At 71.9% G+C, this 19,373-nt stretch carries 15 protein-coding genes; 9 read left to right on the forward strand and 6 right to left on the reverse strand.

The genetic code is table 11. The features are described from left to right. Positions 1–139: 139 nt before the first annotated feature. Together ACIRRS_RS37810 and ACIRRS_RS37815 are read right to left on the reverse strand one after the other, a co-directional pair. Complete coding sequence (locus ACIRRS_RS37810; RefSeq protein WP_402981441.1) at positions 140–1,393, reverse strand: amidohydrolase; 1,254 nt, start codon at positions 1,391–1,393, stop codon at positions 140–142. A 200-nt stretch (positions 1,394–1,593) separates the two neighbouring features. Further along, positions 1,594–3,171, reverse strand: coding sequence for a methylmalonyl-CoA mutase (locus tag ACIRRS_RS37815; RefSeq protein ID WP_402981444.1), 1,578 nt, complete (start codon positions 3,169–3,171; stop codon positions 1,594–1,596). Positions 3,172–3,293: 122 nt separating this feature from the next. Here ACIRRS_RS37815 and ACIRRS_RS37820 point away from each other — a divergent pair, with 122 nt between their 5' ends. The 7 genes from ACIRRS_RS37820 to ACIRRS_RS37850 all read left to right on the forward strand — a co-directional run bounded on the left by ACIRRS_RS37820 (position 3,294) and on the right by ACIRRS_RS37850 (position 10,225). Then, positions 3,294–4,034, forward strand: a complete 741-nt coding sequence (locus tag ACIRRS_RS37820) for an SDR family oxidoreductase (protein WP_402981447.1) — start codon at positions 3,294–3,296, stop codon at positions 4,032–4,034. Between the two features lie 66 nt (positions 4,035–4,100). Beyond that, a complete protein-coding gene (locus ACIRRS_RS37825; RefSeq protein WP_402981450.1) occupies positions 4,101–5,732 on the forward strand; it encodes an alpha/beta hydrolase in 1,632 nt (543 codons plus the stop codon). A gap of 289 nt (positions 5,733–6,021) precedes the next feature. After that, on the forward strand, positions 6,022–6,507 hold the full coding sequence (locus tag ACIRRS_RS37830; RefSeq protein WP_402981453.1) for a 2-oxo-4-hydroxy-4-carboxy-5-ureidoimidazoline decarboxylase: 486 nt from the start codon (positions 6,022–6,024) through the stop codon (positions 6,505–6,507). A 266-nt stretch (positions 6,508–6,773) separates the two neighbouring features. After that, entirely contained in the window at positions 6,774–7,154 is a 381-nt protein-coding gene (sdhC, locus tag ACIRRS_RS37835; protein ID WP_402981456.1) for a succinate dehydrogenase, cytochrome b556 subunit, read from the forward strand. Positions 7,155–7,159: 5 nt separating this feature from the next. Beyond that, positions 7,160–7,660, forward strand: coding sequence for a succinate dehydrogenase, hydrophobic membrane anchor protein (gene sdhD, locus ACIRRS_RS37840; protein WP_402981482.1), 501 nt, complete (start codon positions 7,160–7,162; stop codon positions 7,658–7,660). Between the two features lie 52 nt (positions 7,661–7,712). Next, on the forward strand, positions 7,713–9,455 hold the full coding sequence (gene sdhA, locus ACIRRS_RS37845; protein ID WP_402981459.1) for a succinate dehydrogenase flavoprotein subunit: 1,743 nt from the start codon (positions 7,713–7,715) through the stop codon (positions 9,453–9,455). Next, positions 9,455–10,225, forward strand: a complete 771-nt coding sequence (locus tag ACIRRS_RS37850; RefSeq protein WP_402981462.1) for a succinate dehydrogenase iron-sulfur subunit — start codon at positions 9,455–9,457, stop codon at positions 10,223–10,225. The genes sdhA and ACIRRS_RS37850 overlap by 1 nt, the downstream gene beginning before the upstream one ends. 84 nt (positions 10,226–10,309) lie before the next feature. On the opposite strand, the gene ACIRRS_RS37855 is transcribed toward ACIRRS_RS37850, so the two are convergent. Both ACIRRS_RS37855 and ACIRRS_RS37860 read right to left on the reverse strand, forming a co-directional pair. Beyond that, complete coding sequence (locus tag ACIRRS_RS37855) at positions 10,310–11,896, reverse strand: hypothetical protein (protein WP_402981464.1); 1,587 nt, start codon at positions 11,894–11,896, stop codon at positions 10,310–10,312. Positions 11,897–12,019: 123 nt separating this feature from the next. Beyond that, positions 12,020–12,277, reverse strand: coding sequence for an SCO4848 family membrane protein (locus tag ACIRRS_RS37860; RefSeq protein ID WP_402981467.1), 258 nt, complete (start codon positions 12,275–12,277; stop codon positions 12,020–12,022). Positions 12,278–12,384: 107 nt separating this feature from the next. Here ACIRRS_RS37860 and ACIRRS_RS37865 point away from each other — a divergent pair, with 107 nt between their 5' ends. Then, complete coding sequence (locus ACIRRS_RS37865) at positions 12,385–13,566, forward strand: D-alanyl-D-alanine carboxypeptidase family protein (protein WP_402981470.1); 1,182 nt, start codon at positions 12,385–12,387, stop codon at positions 13,564–13,566. Here ACIRRS_RS37865 and ACIRRS_RS37870 read toward each other — a convergent pair. Both ACIRRS_RS37870 and ACIRRS_RS37875 read right to left on the reverse strand, forming a co-directional pair. Further along, positions 13,563–14,465, reverse strand: coding sequence for a YihY/virulence factor BrkB family protein (locus ACIRRS_RS37870; protein ID WP_402981473.1), 903 nt, complete (start codon positions 14,463–14,465; stop codon positions 13,563–13,565). The two genes, ACIRRS_RS37865 and ACIRRS_RS37870, sit on opposite strands and share 4 nt — an antisense overlap. Before the next feature lie 71 nt (positions 14,466–14,536). Beyond that, complete coding sequence (locus ACIRRS_RS37875; protein WP_402981476.1) at positions 14,537–15,535, reverse strand: glycosyltransferase family 2 protein; 999 nt, start codon at positions 15,533–15,535, stop codon at positions 14,537–14,539. Between the two features lie 135 nt (positions 15,536–15,670). Between ACIRRS_RS37875 and ACIRRS_RS37880 the strand changes: the two genes are divergently transcribed. Beyond that, entirely contained in the window at positions 15,671–19,243 is a 3,573-nt protein-coding gene (locus ACIRRS_RS37880) for a CDP-glycerol glycerophosphotransferase family protein (RefSeq protein ID WP_402981479.1), read from the forward strand. The last annotated feature ends 130 nt before the right edge of the window (positions 19,244–19,373 follow it).

A 19,373-nucleotide genomic window follows, 5' to 3' on the forward strand; every position in this document is an offset into this window, starting at 1 on the left:
CAGGGGGTGGTACGCCCCCGGGCAGACCGCCACCCCCCGCCCCGGCGGCTACTCCTCCGGCCTGGGGTCCTACCCCCTGGCCTGACCCGGCGGCCGGGCCGGGGGGGGGGGGGGGCGGGCCCCCCCCCCCCCGCCCCTCCTACTCCCGCTCCTCGGCGAGGGCCAGCGTCGTGAACAGCTCGACGCCGATGCCGATCGCCCGCTCGTCCACGTCGAAGCGGCCCTGGTGCAGGTCGCGGACGGTGGCCTCGCCCACGGGGCGCACGCCCAGCCGGGCCAGGGCGCCCGGGGCGTGCTCCAGGTACCAGGAGAAGTCCTCGCCGCCGAGGCTCTGCTCGGTGCTCTCGACCACCTCGGCGCCGTCCTGCCCGAACCGGGCCCGCATCGCGGCGTCCAACTGCTCGACGGAGACGGCCTCGTTGACCACCGGCGGCACCCCGCGGTGGTAGTCCAGCGTCCACTTGGCCCGGTAGGTCTCGGCGAGCTTGGCGATCAGCTCGTGCAGCAGGTCCGGCGCCTCGCGCCAGCCGGCCAGTTCCAGGCACCGGACGGTGCCCTCCAGCTCGGCGTGCTGCGGGATGACGTTGGGCGCGGAGCCCGAGGCGATCCGGCCCCAGACCAGGCTGACGCCCCAGCGCGGGTCCATCCGGCGGGCCAGCGCGCCCGGCAGGTCGGCGGCCATCTTGGCGATCGCCGTCACCAGGTCCGTGGTCAGGTGCGGACGGGCGGTGTGCCCGCCGGGGCCGTCCAGGTGCAGGACGAGGCGGTCGCAGGCCGAGGTGATCGCGCCGGTGCGCAGGGCGATCCTGCCGACCTCCACCTTGGGGTCGCAGTGCACCGCGAAGATGCGGCCCACGCCCTCCATCCCGCCGGCCTTGATCACGTCCAGCGCGCCGCCGGGCATGACCTCCTCGGCGGGCTGGAACACCAGCCGGACGGGCCGCCGCAGCTCACCGGTCCGCAGGGCCTCCGCGAGCACCAGGGCGGTGCCGAGCACCACCGAGGTGTGCACGTCGTGGCCGCAGGCGTGGGCCCGGCCCGGGACGGTCGAGCGGTACGGGACGTCGGTCTTGGCGTCGTCGATCGGCAGCGCGTCGATGTCGGCGCGGAAGGCCAGGAACTCCGTGCCGGGGGCGGTGCCGGGCGGGACGAGGTCGACGAGCAGGCCGGTGCCCCCGGGCAGCACCCGCGGCGTGAGCCCCTCCTCCAGCAGCCGGTCGCGCAGCAGCCCGGTGGTGCGGAACTCCTGGCGTCCCAACTCGGGGTGCCGGTGCAGGTCCCGGCGGAAGGCGATCAACTCGGGCTCCAGCGCCGCGACCTGGGCGCGCAGTCCGGCGGCGGGGCGTGCGGCGTCGAGCGTCGTGCCCGGCTGAGCGGGCTCAGGACGGTTCATCTCCCCAAGCGTAGGCCCGCCGAGGGATTTTGGCCCGCCTTCCGGAAAATCAGTCCCCGGATGGGCGCATACCGGCCGGACAGGTGGGTATGACATCTCGTTTCAGCCGCCTTCCCGGGGTTGCCTGACCTGTGCAACGATCACCCGCGCCGGTGGTCACGCACGGCACCGCCTTGACGGACACAGGTGTTGACGAGCGGTCAGAAACGTTCCACCGGAGCGTATGTGCCCCACACTCCGCGCAGCGCGTCGCAGACCTCGCCGACGGTGGCCCGGGCAGCCAGCGCCTCCTTGATCGGGTAGAGCACGTTCCCCGGTCCCTCGGCGGTTCGGCGCACCGTATCCAGCGCACCTCCGACGGCGGTCGAGGAGCGCTCGGACCGCAGCCGCGCCAGCCGGTCGGCCTGCCGCCGCTCGATCGCCGGGTCCACCCGCAGCGGCCGGTACGGCTCCTCGGCCTCCAGCCGGTAGCGGTTGACGCCGACGACCACGCGCTCCCCGGCGTCGGTTTCCCGCTGGACGCGGTAGGCGGTGCGCTCGATCTCGCCCTTCTGGAAGCCCTGTTCGATCGCGGCCACCGCACCGCCGTACTCCTCGACCCGGGCCATCAGCGCCAGGGCGGCGGCCTCCACCTCGTCGGTCATCGACTCGACGGCGTAGGAGCCGGCGAAGGGGTCGACGGTCGCCGTCACATCGGTCTCGTGGGCGAGCACCTGCTGGGTGCGCAGGGCGAGCCGGGCCGCCTTCTCGGTGGGCAGCGCGATCGCCTCGTCGAAGCTGTTGGTGTGCAGCGACTGGGTGCCGCCGAGCACCGCGGCGAGCGCCTGCACCGAGACCCGTACGAGGTTCACCTCCGGCTGCTGGGCGGTGAGTTGGACCCCGGCGGTCTGGGTATGGAAGCGCAGCCGCTGCGAGCGGGGGTCCTTCGCGCCGAACTCCTCGCGCATGATCCGCGCCCAGATCCTGCGCGCGGCACGAAACTTGGCGACCTCCTCCAGCAGCGTGGTGCGCGCCACGAAGAAGAAGGAGAGCCTCGGCGCGAACTCGTCCACGGCCATCCCCGCGGCGAGCGCGGTGCGGACGTAGGCGATGCCGTTGGCCAGGGTGAAGGCGATCTCCTGCGCGGGGTCGGCGCCGGCCTCGGCCATGTGGTAGCCGGAGATGGAGATGGTGTTCCAGCGCGGGACCTCCGCGCGGCAGTACCGGAAGAGGTCCGCGACCAGCCGCAGCGAGGGCTGCGGCGGGAAGATGTACGTGCCCCGGGCGATGTACTCCTTCAGCACGTCGTTCTGCACCGTGCCGGTGAGCGCGGAGGGCACCGACCCCTGGGCCTCGCCGACCAGTTGGTAGAGCAGCAGGAGCAGGGCGGCGGGCGCGTTGACGGTCATCGAGGTCGAGACGGAGCCCAGCGGGATGCCCTCGAAGAGCTCCGCCATGTCCTCGACGGAGTCCACCGCCACGCCGACCCTGCCGACCTCGCCGGCCGCGAGCGGGGCGTCCGAGTCGTAGCCCATCTGGGTGGGCAGGTCGAAGGCGACGGAGAGGCCGGTGCCGCCGCCGGCGATCAGCTGCCGGTAGCGCGCGTTGGACTCGGCGGCGGTGCCGAAGCCCGCGTACTGGCGCATCGTCCAGGGCCGTCCGGTGTACATGGTCGCGTGGACGCCCCGGGTGTACGGGTACTCCCCCGGCCGCCCCAGCCTGGCGGCCGGGTCCCAGCCCTCCAGCGCCTCGGGGCCGTACACCGGCGCGATCCCGAAGCCCGACTCCGCTGATGACATCAGACCTCCCTGGGCCGGCCGTCCCCACGATCCAGGGTCCGCCACCGGGCTCCCGCCCGCCCGCTCGCCGAGGCGGTTGAGATGATCGGGTGAACGGACGGACGAGCCCCCAGGGAGTGGCAATGACCGAGCAGAAGGTGGCCGTGGTCACCGGTGCCAGCAGCGGGATCGGTGCGGCGACGGCCCGCCGGCTGGCGGCCGAGGGCTTCGACGTGGTGCTGACCGCCCGCCGCACCGAGCGGATCGAGGCGCTGGCCAAGGAGATCGGCGGCCGGGCCTTCACCCTGGACGTCACCGACCGGGCCGCCGTGGACGCCTTCGCCGCGCAGGTCGGCCGGGTGGACGTCCTGGTGAACAACGCCGGCGGCGCGATCGGCGCCGAGACGGTGGAGCAGGGCGACCCGGCCGACTGGCTGGCCATGTACGAGGTGAACGTGCTCGGCGTGCTGCACGTGACCCAGGCGCTGTTGCCGGCGCTGCGGGCCACCGGCGACGGCACCGTCCTGGTGATGTCCTCGACCGCCGCCCTGGTCGCGTACGAGGGCGGCGGCGGCTACGTCGCGGCCAAGCACGCCGCCCACACCATCGCGGCGACGCTGCGGCTGGAGCTGTGCGGGGAGCCGATCCGGGTGATCGAGATCGCGCCGGGCATGGTGAAGTCGGAGGGCTTCGCCGTCACCCGGTTCCGGGGCGACGAGGAGAAGGCCGCCGCCGTCTACGCGGGCGTCGCCGAGCCGCTGACCTCGGAGGACGTCGCCGACACCGTCGCCTGGGCCGTCACCCGGCCGCCGCACGTCAACATCGACCTGCTGGTCGTGCGCCCCCGGGCGCAGGCGGCCAACCACAAGGTCCACCGCGCCTGATCCTCGCTGGTGGGCGGCCCGGGGGCCATGATCGAACGTGTCGCCGGCGAGTGGTACACACGTGCGATGAAGATCTACCGGGCCGCCCGCCCACGCGTCCTGCTGACCGCCCTGGCGGCAGGCACCCTCCTCCTCGCCACCGCGTGCGACGGAAAGTCCGCCCCCTCCCAGGAGAAGGCCGCCGGAACCACCGCCGCGAGCACCGCGGCCACCCCGACGCCCAAGCCCACCGGCGAGGCCGACCCGGCGCTCAAGCCCTTCTACGGCCAGCAGATCGCCTGGACCCCCTGCCCGGCCGACCCCAAGGCCGAGAAGGCCAAGGCCGACACCACCGGCATGCTCTGCGGCAAGCTGCACGTCCCGCTCGACTACGCCAACCCCGCCACCGACGCGCTCGACCTCGCCCTGATCAAGCACCCGTCCGCCAAGCCGGACCAGCGGATCGGCTCGCTGATGGTCAACCCCGGCGGCCCCGGCGGCTCCGGCGTCGAGATGGTCGAGTACGGCGCCAAGGACTTCGCCGGCCCCCTGCACGACCGCTTCGACGTGATCGGATTCGACCCCCGCGGCACCGGTGCCAGCTCCCCGGTCGTCTGCTACGACGACAAGCAGCGCGACGCCCTCGCCCAGCAGGACGCCCCGCTCGACCCGGCCGCCCGCAAAGCCGAGGGCACCAAGCAGTCGATCGACCACGCCGCCGTCTGCCAGGCCAAGTCCGGCAAGCTGCTGCCCTTCGTCGGCACCCGCGACACCGCCCGCGACCTCGACGTCCTGCGCGCCGTCGTCGGCGACAAGAAGCTCAACTACCTCGGCATCTCCTACGGCACCTACCTCGGCTCGATCTACGCCGAGCAGTTCCCGCTGAACACCGGCCGGCTGATCCTGGACGGCGCCGTCGACCCCTCCCAGGACCGCCTGGACCACGGCGTCGACCAGCAGGTCGGCTTCGAGAAGTCCTTCGAGCGCTTCGCGGCCGACTGCGTGGAGAACCACGCCGACCAGTGCCCGCTCGGCAAGGACAAGGACAAGGCCGCCAAGAAGGCCGCCGACTTCCTCGACGGCCTCCACGACAGCCCGCTGACCCTCAAGGACGGCCGCAAGCTCGGCCGCGACGAGGGCTGGAGCGGGGTCGTCGCGGCCCTCTACGGCGACACCAAGAACTGGCAGTACCTGCGCAACGCCCTCGGCTGGGCCATGGTCCGCGACAAGGGCGACTTCCTCCAGGCCTACGCCGACGAGCTCAGCGGCCGCGACGAGAACGGTCACTACAGCCCGATGGACGAGGCCGAGACGGCGATCCGCTGTGCCGACGCCGCCCAGCCGGCGCCGACCCCCGAGCACGCCGCCGCGGCCGTCAACCGGCTGCTCGCCGAGGCCCCGCTGCTGTCCAAGGGCGTGACCGTGGACGACTACTCCGAGGCCGCCTGCTCCCACTGGCCGTTCCGGACGAAGGAGAAGCCGCACGCCATCCGCGCCGAGGGCGCCGCGCCGATCCTGGTCGTCGGCACCACCGGTGACCCGGCCACCCCGTACGCCTCGGCCGAGTCCCTGGCCAAGGGCTTCGCCAACGCCACCCTGCTGACCCGCGTCGGCGAGGGCCACGGCGCCTTCGGCCAGGGCAACGCCTGCATCGACAAGGCCATGGCCGCCTACCTGACCGAGGGCACCATGCCGGCCGCGGGCACCCGCTGCGCGTAGGACCCGATGACGGGGAGGGTGCCGACGAAGCTGACGAATCGGTGTCAACGTCACAACTTGATAGCTCGTCCGGATGAATTCGGCGTGCGCCCTCCCCAACTGATGACCGCTCAACTACCTTGGAAGAACCGCCCGACCGGCCGGAACAGGCCGTCCGAGGCCCCCATACTTCAGCTGCTCCACCACCCCACCTTCACCGGCACCTTCCCGCCCTCACGAGGAGGACCCGCTGGCCAGCGACATCCCGCCACCACGGCTGGACCCCAGCTCCGAACCGACCCTCCTCGGGTTGCACCGCTTCAACGAGGCCGACGCCGGCGCCGTCGAGGAGGCCCTCCTGGCCTGCTGCGGCAGCCACCGCTGGGCCCTGCGGCTCGCCGCCCACCGCCCGTACCCCGACATAGAGTCCCTGCTCGCCGCCGCGAGCGAGGCCTCGTACGACCTGCGCCACGCCGACCTCGCCGAGGCGCTCGCCGACGAGAGCTGGATGCCGCAGCCCCTCCTCGGCATGCGGGCGCCGGGCAGCCAGGCCGCGCACACCGCGCTGCGGGCGGCCCACGCCGCGTACGAGGCCCGGTTCGGCCACGTCTTCGTGGTCTGCCTCGACGGCGTGGAACCGGAGGAGATGCTCGACGCCGTGCTCTCCTCCATCCGCACCCGGCTGGCGAACGACCGGGACGAGGAGCGGCTGATCGCGGCCGACGAACTGCGCCGGATCTCGCTCACCCGTCTGGAGCACCTCGTCGCCACCCATTCGGAGGCCGGGGCGCGCTGAGCCCCCGTCCGCCCGCCGTCCCTCCCGCGCCACGGTGACCGTCCGTCCGTCACCGTGGCGCGGTGGCGTGTTCACGCTCCGTGGCGAACGGCCTCCCGGTTCCCGCCCCACTAGGCCAGAAGTGCCTGATTGATCACACCAGGGGGCCCCGGAGGCGGCGACGGAGAAGGCGCCGATAGGATGCTGGCGGCCGGTGGACCGTACCCGGCCGGGCTGACCGACACCGAAGCCGGCCGAGCCCCCAATCGCTTCCGGAGGGTTTTTCCGTGCCGGCTGGAACGCTGTACCGCGGCCGGGAAGGCATGTGGAGCTGGGTGGCTCATCGAGTCACCGGCGTCCTCATCTTCTTCTTCCTGTTCGCCCACGTCCTCGACACCGCCCTCGTGCGAGTGTCGCCGGAGTCCTACGACACCGTCATCCAGACGTACAAGACTCCGCTCGTGAACCTGATGGAGTACGGCCTCGTCGCCGCCATCCTGTTCCACGCGCTCAACGGCCTTCGCGTCGTCGCGGTGGACTTCTGGTCCAAGGGCCCGAAGTACCAGAAGCAGATGCTGTGGACCGTCGTAGGGGTCTGGGTCGTCCTGATGGCCGGCTCCTTCTACGGCATCCTGCAGCACACGCTGATCGACTGGTTCGGGAAGTGAGCTGACTGATGACCACGGAATACGAATACTCCGACGCGCTCGTCGTCCCCTCCAAGCAGGCGCACACCGCGAAGGGACTCGGCACGGGCAACCCGGCCGACGCCTTCGTCATCGAGCCGCCGCGCAAGCGGACCGGCAAGACCCCGCGCCGCACCCGCACCAACTTCGAGATGCTGGCCTGGCTCTTCATGCGCCTGTCCGGTGTCGTGCTGGTCGCACTGATCCTCGGCCACCTGTTCATCATGCTGATCATGGACGGTGGCGTCTCCAAGATCGGTTTCGCCTTCGTGGCGGGCCGCTGGGCCTCGCCGTTCTGGCAGGGCTGGGACCTCCTGATGCTCTGGCTCGCCATGCTGCACGGCGCCAACGGCATGCGGCAGGTCATCAACGACTACGCCGAGAAGGACTCGACCCGGCTCTGGCTCAAGGGGCTCATGGGTACCGCCACGGTCTTCACCGTGCTGCTGGGCACCCTGGTGATCTTCACCTTCGACCCCAACATCTGAGCCGCGAGCACCATCGACCCATCGGCAGAGGCCAGAGGCGAGACAACCCCCCATGCAGATTCACCAGTACGACACCGTCATCGTCGGCGCCGGCGGCGCCGGCATGCGCGCGGCCATCGAGTCGACGCAGCGCAGCCGCACCGCCGTCCTGACCAAGCTCTACCCGACCCGGTCCCACACCGGCGCGGCCCAGGGCGGCATGTGCGCCGCTCTGGCCAACGTCGAGGAGGACAACTGGGAGTGGCACACCTTCGACACGGTCAAGGGCGGTGACTACCTGGTCGACCAGGACGCCGCCGAGATCATGTGCAAGGAGGCCATCGACGCCGTCCTCGACCTGGAGAAGATGGGCCTGCCCTTCTCCCGCACCGAGCAGGGCCGCATCGACCAGCGCCGCTTCGGCGGCCACTCCCGCAACCACGGCGAGGCCCCCGTCCGCCGCTCGTGCTACGCGGCCGACCGCACCGGTCACATGATCCTGCAGACGCTGTTCCAGAACTGCGTCAAGCACGGCGTCGAGTTCTTCAACGAGTTCTACGTCCTGGACCTGCTGATCAACGAGGGCAAGACCGCGGGCGTCGTCGCCTACGAGCTGGCCACCGGCGAGATCCACGTCTTCAAGGCCAAGTCCGTCGTGTTCGCCTCCGGCGGCACCGGCAAGTTCTTCAAGGTCTCCTCCAACGCCCACACCCTCACCGGTGACGGCCAGGCCCTGGTCTACCGCCGCGGCCTGCCGCTGGAGGACATGGAGTTCTTCCAGTTCCACCCGACGGGCATCTGGCGCATGGGCATCCTCCTCACCGAGGGCGCCCGCGGCGAGGGCGGCATCCTGCGCAACAAGGACGGCGAGCGCTTCATGGAGCGCTACGCCCCCGTCATGAAGGACCTCGCGTCCCGTGACGTCTGCTCCCGCGCGATCTACACCGAGATCCGCGAAGGCCGCGGCTGCGGTCCGGAGGGCGACCACGTCTACCTGGACCTCACCCACCTGCCGCCGGAGCAGCTGGACGCCAAGCTCCCGGACATCACCGAGTTCGCGCGCACCTACCTCGGCATCGAGCCCTACACGGACCCGATCCCGATCCAGCCCACCGCGCACTACGCCATGGGCGGCATCCCGACCAACGTCGAGGGTGAGGTCCTGCGCAACAACACGGACATCGTCCCGGGCCTGTACGCGGCCGGCGAGGTCGCCTGCGTGTCCGTGCACGGCGCCAACCGCCTGGGCACCAACTCGCTGCTCGACATCAACGTGTTCGGCCGTCGCGCGGGCATCGCCGCCGCCGACTACGCCACCGCGCACGAGTTCGTCGAGCTGCCGGAGAACCCGGAGGAGAAGGTGCAGGCGCTCGTCGACGGCCTGCGCGAGTCCACCGGCACCGAGTCCGTGGGGCAGATCCGCAAGGAGCTGCAGGAGACCATGGACGCCAACGCGATGGTGTACCGCACCGGCGCCACCCTGAAGCAGGCGGTCGAGGACATCGCCGCGCTGAAGGAGCGCTACAAGAACGTCTCCATCCAGGACAAGGGCTTCCGCTACAACACGGACCTCCTGGAGGCCGTCGAGCTGGGCAACCTGCTCGACCTGGCCGAGGTGCTGGCCGTCTCCGCGCTGGCCCGCGAGGAGTCCCGCGGCGGCCACTACCGCGAGGACTTCCCGACGCGTGACGACGTGAAGTTCATGCAGCACACCATGGCGTACCAGGAGGTCGACGCCGACGGCGCCACCTCCATCCGCCTCGACTACAAGCCGGTCGTCACGACCCGCTACCAGCCGATGGAGCGTAAGTACTGATGAGCACTCCGACTGTGGAGCACTCGGCCGCTCTGGACGCGGTCGAGGCCGGGGCCGTCCAGCCGATCACCGTCACCTTCCGCATCCGCCGGTTCAACCCGGAGGAGCACCCGGAGCCGGTGTGGGTGGACTACCAGCTGGTGATGGACCCGAAGGAGCGCGTCCTGGACGCGCTCAACAAGATCAAGTGGGAGCAGGACGGCACCCTCACCTACCGCCGTTCCTGCGCGCACGGCATCTGCGGCTCCGACGCCATGCGGATCAACGGCCGCAACCGGCTGGCGTGCAAGACCCTGATCAAGGACGTCAACCCGGAGAAGCCGATCACGATCGAGGCCATCAAGGGCCTCACGGTCCTCAAGGACCTGGTCGTGGACATGGACCCGTTCTTCCAGGCGTACAAGGACGTCATGCCGTTCCTCATCACCAAGGGGAACGAGCCGACCCGCGAGCGCCTGCAGTCCGCCGAGGAGCGCGAGCGCTTCGACGACACCACCAAGTGCATCCTGTGCGCCGCGTGCACGTCGTCCTGCCCGGTGTTCTGGAACGACGGCCAGTACTTCGGCCCGGCGGCCATCGTCAACGCGCACCGCTTCATCTTCGACTCGCGCGACGAGGGCGGCGAGCAGCGCCTGGAGATCCTCAACGACCGTGAGGGCGTGTGGCGTTGCCGCACCACCTTCAACTGCTCCGAGGCCTGCCCCCGCGGCATCGAGGTCACCAAGGCGATCCAGGAAGTGAAGCGCGCCCTGGTCACCCGCCGCTTCTGACCCACCGCCCGCTGGTCAGCCCGCTCAGCCTGTTCAGCCCGAAGGCCCCCCGTCCCGCCGGACGGGGGGCCTTCGGTGTCCGTGTCAGTTCAGCGCGCCGAGGTCGTCCGGCTCGCTCCAGCCCGTGAACACCACCAGGTGCCGGTCCGGCGTGACGGCCCACAGGTCCGGCTTGCCGTCGCCGTGCGCGGCGCCCGAGCTGCCGAGCGTCGGGTACGCGGCAGTGGTGAAGCCGCTCGCGACGACGTTCGCCTTCGGGTCGGCGAGGGAGGAGAAGTCGAAGGTGCCGTCCGCCTTCTTGGGGACGGGGTACGCGTGCAGCTCGCCGGTGGCCCGGTCACGCGCCCAGAGGGCGAGGTTCCCGGCCGCGTCGGGGCCGGGGGCGATCAGGTCGTAGCCGTTCCAGGCGCCGGAGGTGGTGAGCTTGGTGACCGTGTTCTCGCCGAGGGAGACCTTGCCCGTGATCAGCCAGAGGTTCCCGCCCTCCAGGGTCACCAGCGAGGTCGCGGTCTTGCCGACCACCGGGCCGAAGGCGAGGATCTGGTCGGCCTTGGACCAGTCGGCGGCGAAGCCGTCGGGGCAGGTCACCCCCGAGAAGGGGTCGCCGCACATCCTGGTGCCCAGACCGATGTAGCCCTTGGTCAGGGCTCCGTAGTCGAAGTTCCGGTAGACGTCCAGGACGCTGTCACCCGGCTTGTAGATGAAGAGGTCGTCCGAGGAGGGCGCGTGGGCGCCGTCCTCCCAGCCCCGGTGGGCGATCCGGTAGCCCGCCCAACCCTGGTTTCCCGGAGCGCGGTTGGCCGGGATGACGGTGGTCGGTGTGGTGTCGGTCCCGTTGACCGGGATGAACTGCAGGTTGCCCTGCGCGTCCGGCAGCAGGATGTCCGCGACGCCGTCCCCGTCCACGTCGCCGAGGGTGCTCGGCGGGTTCGGGTTGGTCGGCGCGGAGAAGGTGTAGGTCGTCCAACCGACGTTGCCCGCGTTGTCGATCACGTGGACGGCGAGGTTGTTGGTGCCCCAGTCCGGGACCTTGAGGTCGATCTTCGCCGTGCCGTCGGCCTCCGGCACGACGGCCCCCGGTGAGGTGCAGTCGTACCCGGCGTACGTCCAGCCGTACGTGAAGCAGGCGACCCCGGAGCCCTCGCCGCCCGCGGGGACGGCATCAGCGCCCTTGAGGACGAACGTCCCCTTCTGGCCCGCGTACTTGGTGCCGGTGCCGGTGCCGGTGCCGGTCGCCGGGAAGTCGGTCGAGGAGACCGTGACGGTCGGCCTGGTGGCGTCCACCGTGAAGTGGCAGTCCGCCGAGGGGGCGGAGGTCTGGGTGCCCTGCAGCGCCCAGGCGTGCCAGGCGTAGCTGTGCCCGTCCAGCAGGTTGGGGACGGTGAGCCTGGCGGACGGCTGACCGTACGTCTGGGCCTGGCCGGTGAACACCGGCTCCTCGGCGCCCGTGGTCTCGTCCCAGACGCCGAACTTGGCGGTGTCCCCGGTGACCGTGGCGCTGAGCGTCGGACCGTTGTCGGTCAGCCCGATCCAGGTCGGGTCGGCGGCCGAGTTGCAGGCGGTCGTCTGGTACGTGGCCCCCTGGGCGGTGCCCAGGACGGCCGGCGCGGTGTCCGCCACGGCCGCCGTGGGTGTGGCGAGCAGGCCGGCGGCCACCGTGGCCGCTGCCACGCCGCCGAGCGTTCGGGCACGCAGAAGTGTCATGAGATCCCCACCCCATTCGTCTCGTACGGCTGTTCCGTGCGAGAACCGTGGAGATCCTGCCAGCAGGTTCTGACAGTGGCCAAGCAGATTTCAGTCGACGGCCGGCTCACGACGCGTCGCCCGCAGGCCGCGGACGCCGAGGGTGCCGACGGCGATGCCGAGGCAGAAGGAGGTGACGGCGAGGAGGAGGTGGACCCAGAAGAAGGCGGTGGGCTGGGAGTGGTCGCCGCCCACGAAGGCCTGGCCGCCGGAGTCCTTCCAGAGGTTCTTGACGAAGGTGGTCCAGATGATCATGGACCAGACCCCGAAGGCGGTCAGGAACCAGGAGGCACGGCGGCTGAGCTTCATGCCTCCCAGTATGCGGGGGCCTCCGAACGGCGTAGGGCGGGCCCCTCCTGCGGAGGACCGGCCCCCTGGCGCGGACGGCGGACACCTTCACTGGGTACGGTCTGCTGGTGCCGACACCCCGTCAGTCCTCCGCCCTCCTGTGTGCCGCCCTCGCCGCGGCCCTGACCCTGACCGCCGCCCCGGTGGCCGCCGCGGCCCCGTACGAGCCGCCGCCGCAGGCCGTGGTCGGCGGGGAGCGGCTCGCGCGGCCCGGGGTGCAGGTCGATCCGCTGGCGGGCGCCCCCGCGCTGCCGGGGGACCTCACCGGGCAGTCCTGGATAGTCTCCGACGCCGCCACCGGCGACGTGCTGGCGTCCTACAACCCGCACCTGCGGCTGCCCCCGGCGAGCACCCTCAAGATCCTCTTCGCGGACACCGTGCTGCCCAAGTTCGACCGCAACGCCGTGCACAAGGTCGCCGACGAGGAGATCACCGGGCTCGGCGCGGGCAGCAGCCTGGTCGGCATCAAGGAGAACCTGGACTACCGGGTCGAGGACCTGTGGCGCGGGGTGTTCCTGAGCTCGGGCAACGACGCCGTGCACGTCCTGGCGCACATGAACGGCGGCGTCCCGCAGACCGTCACGGAGATGCAGGCCCGCGCGGACGCGCTCCAGGCACGGGACACCAAGGTCGTCTCGCCGGACGGCTACGACATGGACGGGCAGCTCTCCTCGGCGTACGACCTCTCGCTGTTCGCCCGCTCCGGCCTGAACAACCCGGACTTCCGGATGTACTGCGCGACCCGGGACGCGATGTTCCCCGGGGCCGTCGACCCGAAGACCGGGCAGCGGGGCAGCTTCGGGATCGCCAACACCGACCGGCTGCTGGGCAAGTACCCCGGGCTGATCGGGGTGAAGAACGGCACCACCACCAACGCGGGCTCGACCTTCGTCGGCGCCGCCGAGCGCAACGGGCGCACCCTGCTGGTCACCGTGATGCACCCCGCGAGCTACCAGAAGGTGTACGACGAGACGGCCGCGCTGCTGGACTGGGGGTTCGCCTCGGCGGGCAAGGTCCGGCCGGTCGGCCGGCTGGTCGACGAGCTGCCGCCCGGCGGCCGCCCCACCGACGCACCCGCCGCCGCCCCCGCTCCCCCGCCGCACCCCTCGCCGGGCGGCGCGACCGCCAAGGCCTCGGCCGAGGGGGACGGCGACGGGCTCGGCCTCGGGGGCTGGCTGCTGCTGGCCGCCGCGGGCTGCGCGGCGGGGTACGGCGGCCTGGTGCTGCGGAGGCGGAAGAGGAGGACTTAGGGCGCGTCAGCGGCCTCGATCAGGGCTCGCCCGTGGGCGCGGGTGCGCTCCCGGGCGGCCTCGGGGTCGGCCGTCGCCGTCCAGGCGACGCAGTACATCAGCAGGCGGCAGACGAAGTTCATCCACAGCAGCAGCGCCACCGGGGTCGCGAAGGCCCCGTACAGGCTCCGGCCAGCGACGGAGCCGAGGTAGGAGGCGAGCAGCAGCTTGAGCACCTCGAAGCCCGCCGCGCCGATCAGCGCGCCCTGGAGGAGCGGGCGGCGGTGCTGGTCGGTCACCCCCGGGAAGGGGCCGAGCAGGTAGGCGAAGAGCACGGTGTCGCAGGCGACGGCGAGCAGCAGGCCGACCACGGTGAACACGTAGCCGTTGTGCCAGCCGATCCGGTCGGCGATCCATCCGGCAGCGGTCGTCCCGGCGGTGAAGGCGCCCATGGAGACCAGCGACACCCCGCCGAGCCCGGCCAGCACCAGGCAGTCCCGCAGCTTGCGCAGCACCACGTTGCCGTCGTCCACGGGCAGTTGCCAGACGTCCCGGACGGAGGTGCGCATGGTGTCGACCCAGCCGAGGCCGGAGACCAGCAGCAGCGCGCCGCTGACCAGCCCGATGGTGCCCGCGTTGGCGATCAGCGAGGGCAGGTTGAGCGAGTCCGACAGGCCGGGCAGCTGGTCGGAGATGCGGTGCTGGAGGTCGTCGACCTGGCCGGGGTCGAGCGTCGCGACGGCGATCGCCAGGCCCACGGTCAGCAGCGGGAACAGGGCGAGGAAGCCGAAGAAGGTGACGGCTCCGGCCAGCCGGTTGCCCCGGGCGTCGGTGAAGCACTCGTACGCCCGGTACGGGCGGCTGCGCAGCACCCGGGCGACGAGCGGGCCGACGATCGGCAGGCGGGTCAGGAAGTCCACCCGACCGGTTATACCGGGCCGTCCCCCGAATGGCCGTCAGGCACGAGCCGTCCGAACTGCTGGACGAGCCGTCAGCGGCGCACCAGGCGGCGGGCCCGGGCCAGGGCGCGGACGGCCTGGTAGGCGCCGTAGCGGCCGTGGGCGAGCAGTTCGAGGCGGGCGCCCTCGACGCCGGCGGGCGGGCGGTAGCCGGCCGGGCGCAGGCGGGCGCAGTGGGCGGCGGCGCGGCGGAAGTACTCGCGGCGGTCGGCGGCGGGGACGCGTCCGGGCTTGGCGACGACGGTGTTGAGGTGGTGCAGCATCTTGCCGTAGACGACCGGGCGCCAGTGGTCGAGGTCGGGGCGGCCGTCGAGGAAGGCGAAGACCAGGTCGTACTGGGCGAAGACGTCGAAGTGCTTGCGGCCGGCGGTGGCGAGGATGTTGCCGCCCTCCTGCCGCTGGCGGTAGTGGACGCCGACCTCGTCGAGGAGGGTGATCCGCCCGGCGGCGAGCAGCGCCGGGTACGTCCAGGGGGTGTCCTCGTAGTAGCCGGCGGGGAAGACCAGCCCCTGCTCGGCGATGAAGGAGCGGCGGTACGCCTTGTTCCAGACGACCTGGAGCAGGTCGAGCAGGTCGGGGCGGGCGGCGAGGTCGAAGACGTCCGGGGAGGCGGCGCCGAACACGTGGGCGGAGGCGGCACGGGTGATCCGGCCGTCGGCGTAGGTGCGGGCGTAGTCGTGGACGAGGACGTCCGGGTCGCCGGTGACGCGCAGGCGGCCGTCGACGGCCTCGAGCAGGCCGGGGGTGAGGGTGTCGTCGCTGTCGAGGAAGACCACGTAGTCGCCGGTGGCGACCTCCAGGCCGGCGTTGCGGGCCCGCCCGAGGCCGACGTTCTCCGGCAGGTGCAGCACCTTGACCCGCTGGTCGGCGGCGGCGGCCTCGTCCAGCATCTCGCCGCAGCGGTCCGGGGAGCGGTCGTCGACGGCGATCAGTTCGAGGTCCGGACCACCCTGTCCGAGGACGGAGTCGAGACACTCGTTCAGGTAGTCCTGCACCTGGTGGACGGGGACGATGACGCTGAAACGTGGCACGGTGCCAGCGTAGTGGGCCCCGGGCGGCACCCGGCCCGGAGGTAGGATCGGGGGCAAATCGCACCGAACCAAGTGCGGCCGGGCCCGTCCTCCCGGGCGGCCACGCTCCCCTCCAGAGAAAGGCCTGCGCAGCCGATGGCTCCCCGCCTCTCCATCGTCGTTCCGATCTACAACGTCGAGCGCTACCTCGTCGAGTGCCTCGACTCGATCGCCGCCCAGACCTTCACGGACTTCGAGTGCGTCATGGTCGACGACGGATCGAAGGACGGCAGTGCGGCGCTCGCGGAGGCGTACGCGGCGAAGGACTCGCGGTTCCGGCTGGTCCGCCAGGTGAACAAGGGCCTGGGGGCGGCCCGCAACACCGGCATCCGGCACATCGACCCGGACTCGCAGTTCCTGTGCTTCGTGGACAGCGACGACTCGATGCCGCCGAGCGCGTACGAGCTGATGATCAACACGCTCGACGAGACCGGCTCCGACTTCTGCACCGGCAACGTGCTGCGGTTCCGCGCGGTGGGCTACTACCAGTCCGGCGGGCACGTGAAGCCGTTCAAGGAGACCAGGCTCAAGACCCACATCACCGAGGTCCCGGCGCTGGTCACCGACCGCACCGCCTGGAACAAGATGTACCGCCGGTCGTTCTTCGACGCCGCCGACATCCTCTACCCGGAGGGCATCCTCTACGAGGACGCGCCCGTCTCGGTGCCGCACCACTACCTGGCCACGAGCGTGGACGTGCTCTCCGAGCCGATCTACCACTGGCGCGAGCGCGAGGTCGGCGAGATGTCGATCACGCAGATGCGCACCAACCCGAAGGGCCTGGTCGACCGGGTCGCCTCGGTGGAGCTGGTCCGCGGCTGGCTGAAGAAGCAGACCGAGCCGCGCTTCGCCCAGTACCTGCGCTCCTACGACGAGAACACCCTCGTCGAGGAGATCCCGATGTTCTTCTGGTCCGTCGTGGACGGCGACAAGGAGTACCGGGACGCCTACCTCCAGCACGTCAGCCGGCTGCTGCGCTCCATCGGGCCCGAGCAGGTCCGCAAGCTGCGCGCGCCGCTGCGGCTCAAGTACCACCTGACCCTGCAGGGCCGCACGGACGAGCTCGTCGAGCAGATCAGGTACGAGGGCGACAGCGGCGGCGGCGTGCAGGCGCGCGGCCTGCTGCGCCCGTACGCGGACTACCCGTTCCTGCGCGGCGGGCGCCGCAGCGTGCCGTCCGGGGTCCTCAAGCTGGACAACTCGCTGGTCATGCGCAGCCGCCTGTACCGCAGCGCCTGGGTCGGCGGGAAGCTGCAGCTGACCGGGCACGCGTACCCGGAGCAGCTGGGCGCGTCCAGCAAGCACGACATGGTGCGCACGCTGGTCCTGAAGGAGACCAAGGGCCGCCGGGTGATCGCGGTCCCGATGCGGACCACGTACAGCCCCGAGGCCACGGCCAGCTGCAACCACGACCTGTACAGCTGCGACTGGTCCGGCTTCACCGTCGCGATCGACCCGAAGAAGTTCCGCCACCGCGGCCAGTGGAAGGACGGCCACTGGCGCGTCCTGGTGGCCGGCGCGGGCAAGGGCGGGATGTACAAGGGCCGGGTCTCGGCGGGCTGGAGCGACAGCGCCGAGTACCTGCCCTCGCACTGGGTCGAGCCGGACGTGCGGATCGCGCCGTGGGTGCGGGACAACCACGTCTACCTGCGGGTGGAGACCGTCAAGGCCCGGGTGACCGGGCTCGCCGCCCAGGGCGACCGGCTGGAGGTCTCCGGCGCGGCCCGCTCGGGCCCCGACTTCGCCGGGGGCCGGCTGCGGCTGACCCACGTCGAGTCGGACCGCCAGGTGTCCTTCCCGCTGGAGCTGGGCGTGCCGGCCGGCTCGCTGCAGCCGTTCTCGGCGGTCTTCCCGCTCGCCGAGCTGACGGCCGTCCGCGAGGCCTGGGCCGAGCTGGACCCGGCCGCCGCCGAGCGCAGCCGCGACCGCTGGGACGCCGTCCTGGAGCTGGCCGACGGCGAGACGGTCCAGCTGGCCTGGGACGAGCGCAACGCCCCCGAGCAGCTGCACGTGCCGCTGAACCCGGGCGCCCCGGCCGACCTGCGCCGGGCCCTGTACTCCAAGCCCTCCACCGGCGGCCACCTCCAGCTGGTCGACCAGGTGCTCCAGCCGGTGGTGGACGAGGTCTCCGCGCGCGGCGCGGACGGCTTCCTGCTCAGCGGCTCGTTCCCGCTGCCCGGCGCGCACCGCTGGGAGCTGGTGGTCCGTCACCACTGGCGCGAGGAGGAGCACGTCTACCCCGTGGAGATCGCGGACGGCCGGTTCCGCACCGCGCTGCCGGCCGTGCCGACCGCCTCCTTCGCCGGCCGGGTGCCGCTCGCCAAGGGCACCTGGAACGTCTTCTTCCGCCCGGTGGGCTCCACCGCCGAGGCCCTGCCCGACGCCTCCGCGCTGGTCGGCCCGTCCTGCTTCGGCACCCTGCCGCTGGAGGTCGAGTCCCGCGGCAAGCGGATCGCGCTGGAGCGCCGCCGCCACGACGGGCTGTCGCTGGAGTCGCACGCGGTGCTGCTGCCCGAGGAGCGGGCGGGCTACCGCCAGCGCCAGGAGCGCAGCGTCGACTACCCGGCCGCGCGCCGCAAGCCGGTGCGCGACGCGGTGCTGTACTACGTCGGCGAGGTCAGCCAGTACGGGGACTCCCCGCGGGCCGTGCACGAGGAGCTCGTCCGCCGCGGCCTGCCGCTGGAGCACCTGTGGTCCAGCGACGACATGCAGGCCGACCTGCCGGGCACGGCCCGGTCGGTGCGGATGTGGAGCCCGGAGTGGTTCGACGCCCTGGCCACCGCCAAGTACATCGTCACCAGCGCCCACCTGCCCGACTTCTTCGTCCGCCGCCCCGGCCAGGTGGTCGTGCAGACCTGGCAGGGCAGCCCGCTCAAGCAGGTCGGCTTCGACTTCGAGAAGGTCTGGTTCACCGACTCGAACTACCTCAAGGGCCTGGCCCGGGAGGTCCAGCACTGGAACCTGCTGGTGGCCGGCAACCGCTGGTCGGCCCCGGTGCTGCGGCGCGCCTTCGACTACCGCGGCGAGATCGTCGAGAGCGGCTCGCCGCGCAACGACCTGCTGTTCGCGTCCGACCGGGAGAAGACCGCCGAGCAGGTCCGCGAGCGGCTCGGCCTGCCCGAGGGCAAGAAGGTCGTGCTGTACGCGCCGACCTGGCGCGAGGACCGGCGGCGGCCGAACGGCGGCTACCAGATCGACCTGCGGATCGACCTGGAGGCGGCCAGGGCGGCGCTCGGCGAGGACCAGGTGCTGCTGGTCCGCCGCCACCACCTGATGTGCGGCCAGATCCCGGACGCCGGCAACGGCTATATCTGGGACGTCGGCAGCTACCCCGACATGGCGGAGCTGCTGCTGATCGCCGACGTCCTGGTGACGGACTACTCCGCGAGCGTGTTCGACTTCGCCTCGACCGGAAAGCCGCTGCTGTTCTTCACGTACGACCTGGAGCACTACCGGGACAACCTGCGCGGATTCAGCCTGAACTTCGAGTCCGAAGCTCCCGGCCCGCTGCTGGCCACGTCGGAGGAACTCGTCGCGGCCCTCGGCCGGGTCGACGAGGTCGCCGCCGAATTCGCCGACAAGGCCGCCGCGTTCCGCGAGGCGTACTGCGATCTGGACGACGGAAAGGCCTCGGCCCGCGTGGTCGAGGCGATGCTCCGCCAGGAGTAGCAGGACGTCACAGGGGCGCGCGGGCCCCCGGGGGGGGGGGGCGCCGGGGGGGGGGGGGGCGCCCCCGGGGGGGCCCCCCCCGGGGGTGGGGCGCGGGGCGGGCGCGTGGGGCGCGGCCGGGGTGGTGGCG

Source organism: Kitasatospora sp. NPDC101183, assembly GCF_044767945.1.
Lineage (GTDB): Bacteria > Actinomycetota > Actinomycetes > Streptomycetales > Streptomycetaceae > Kitasatospora.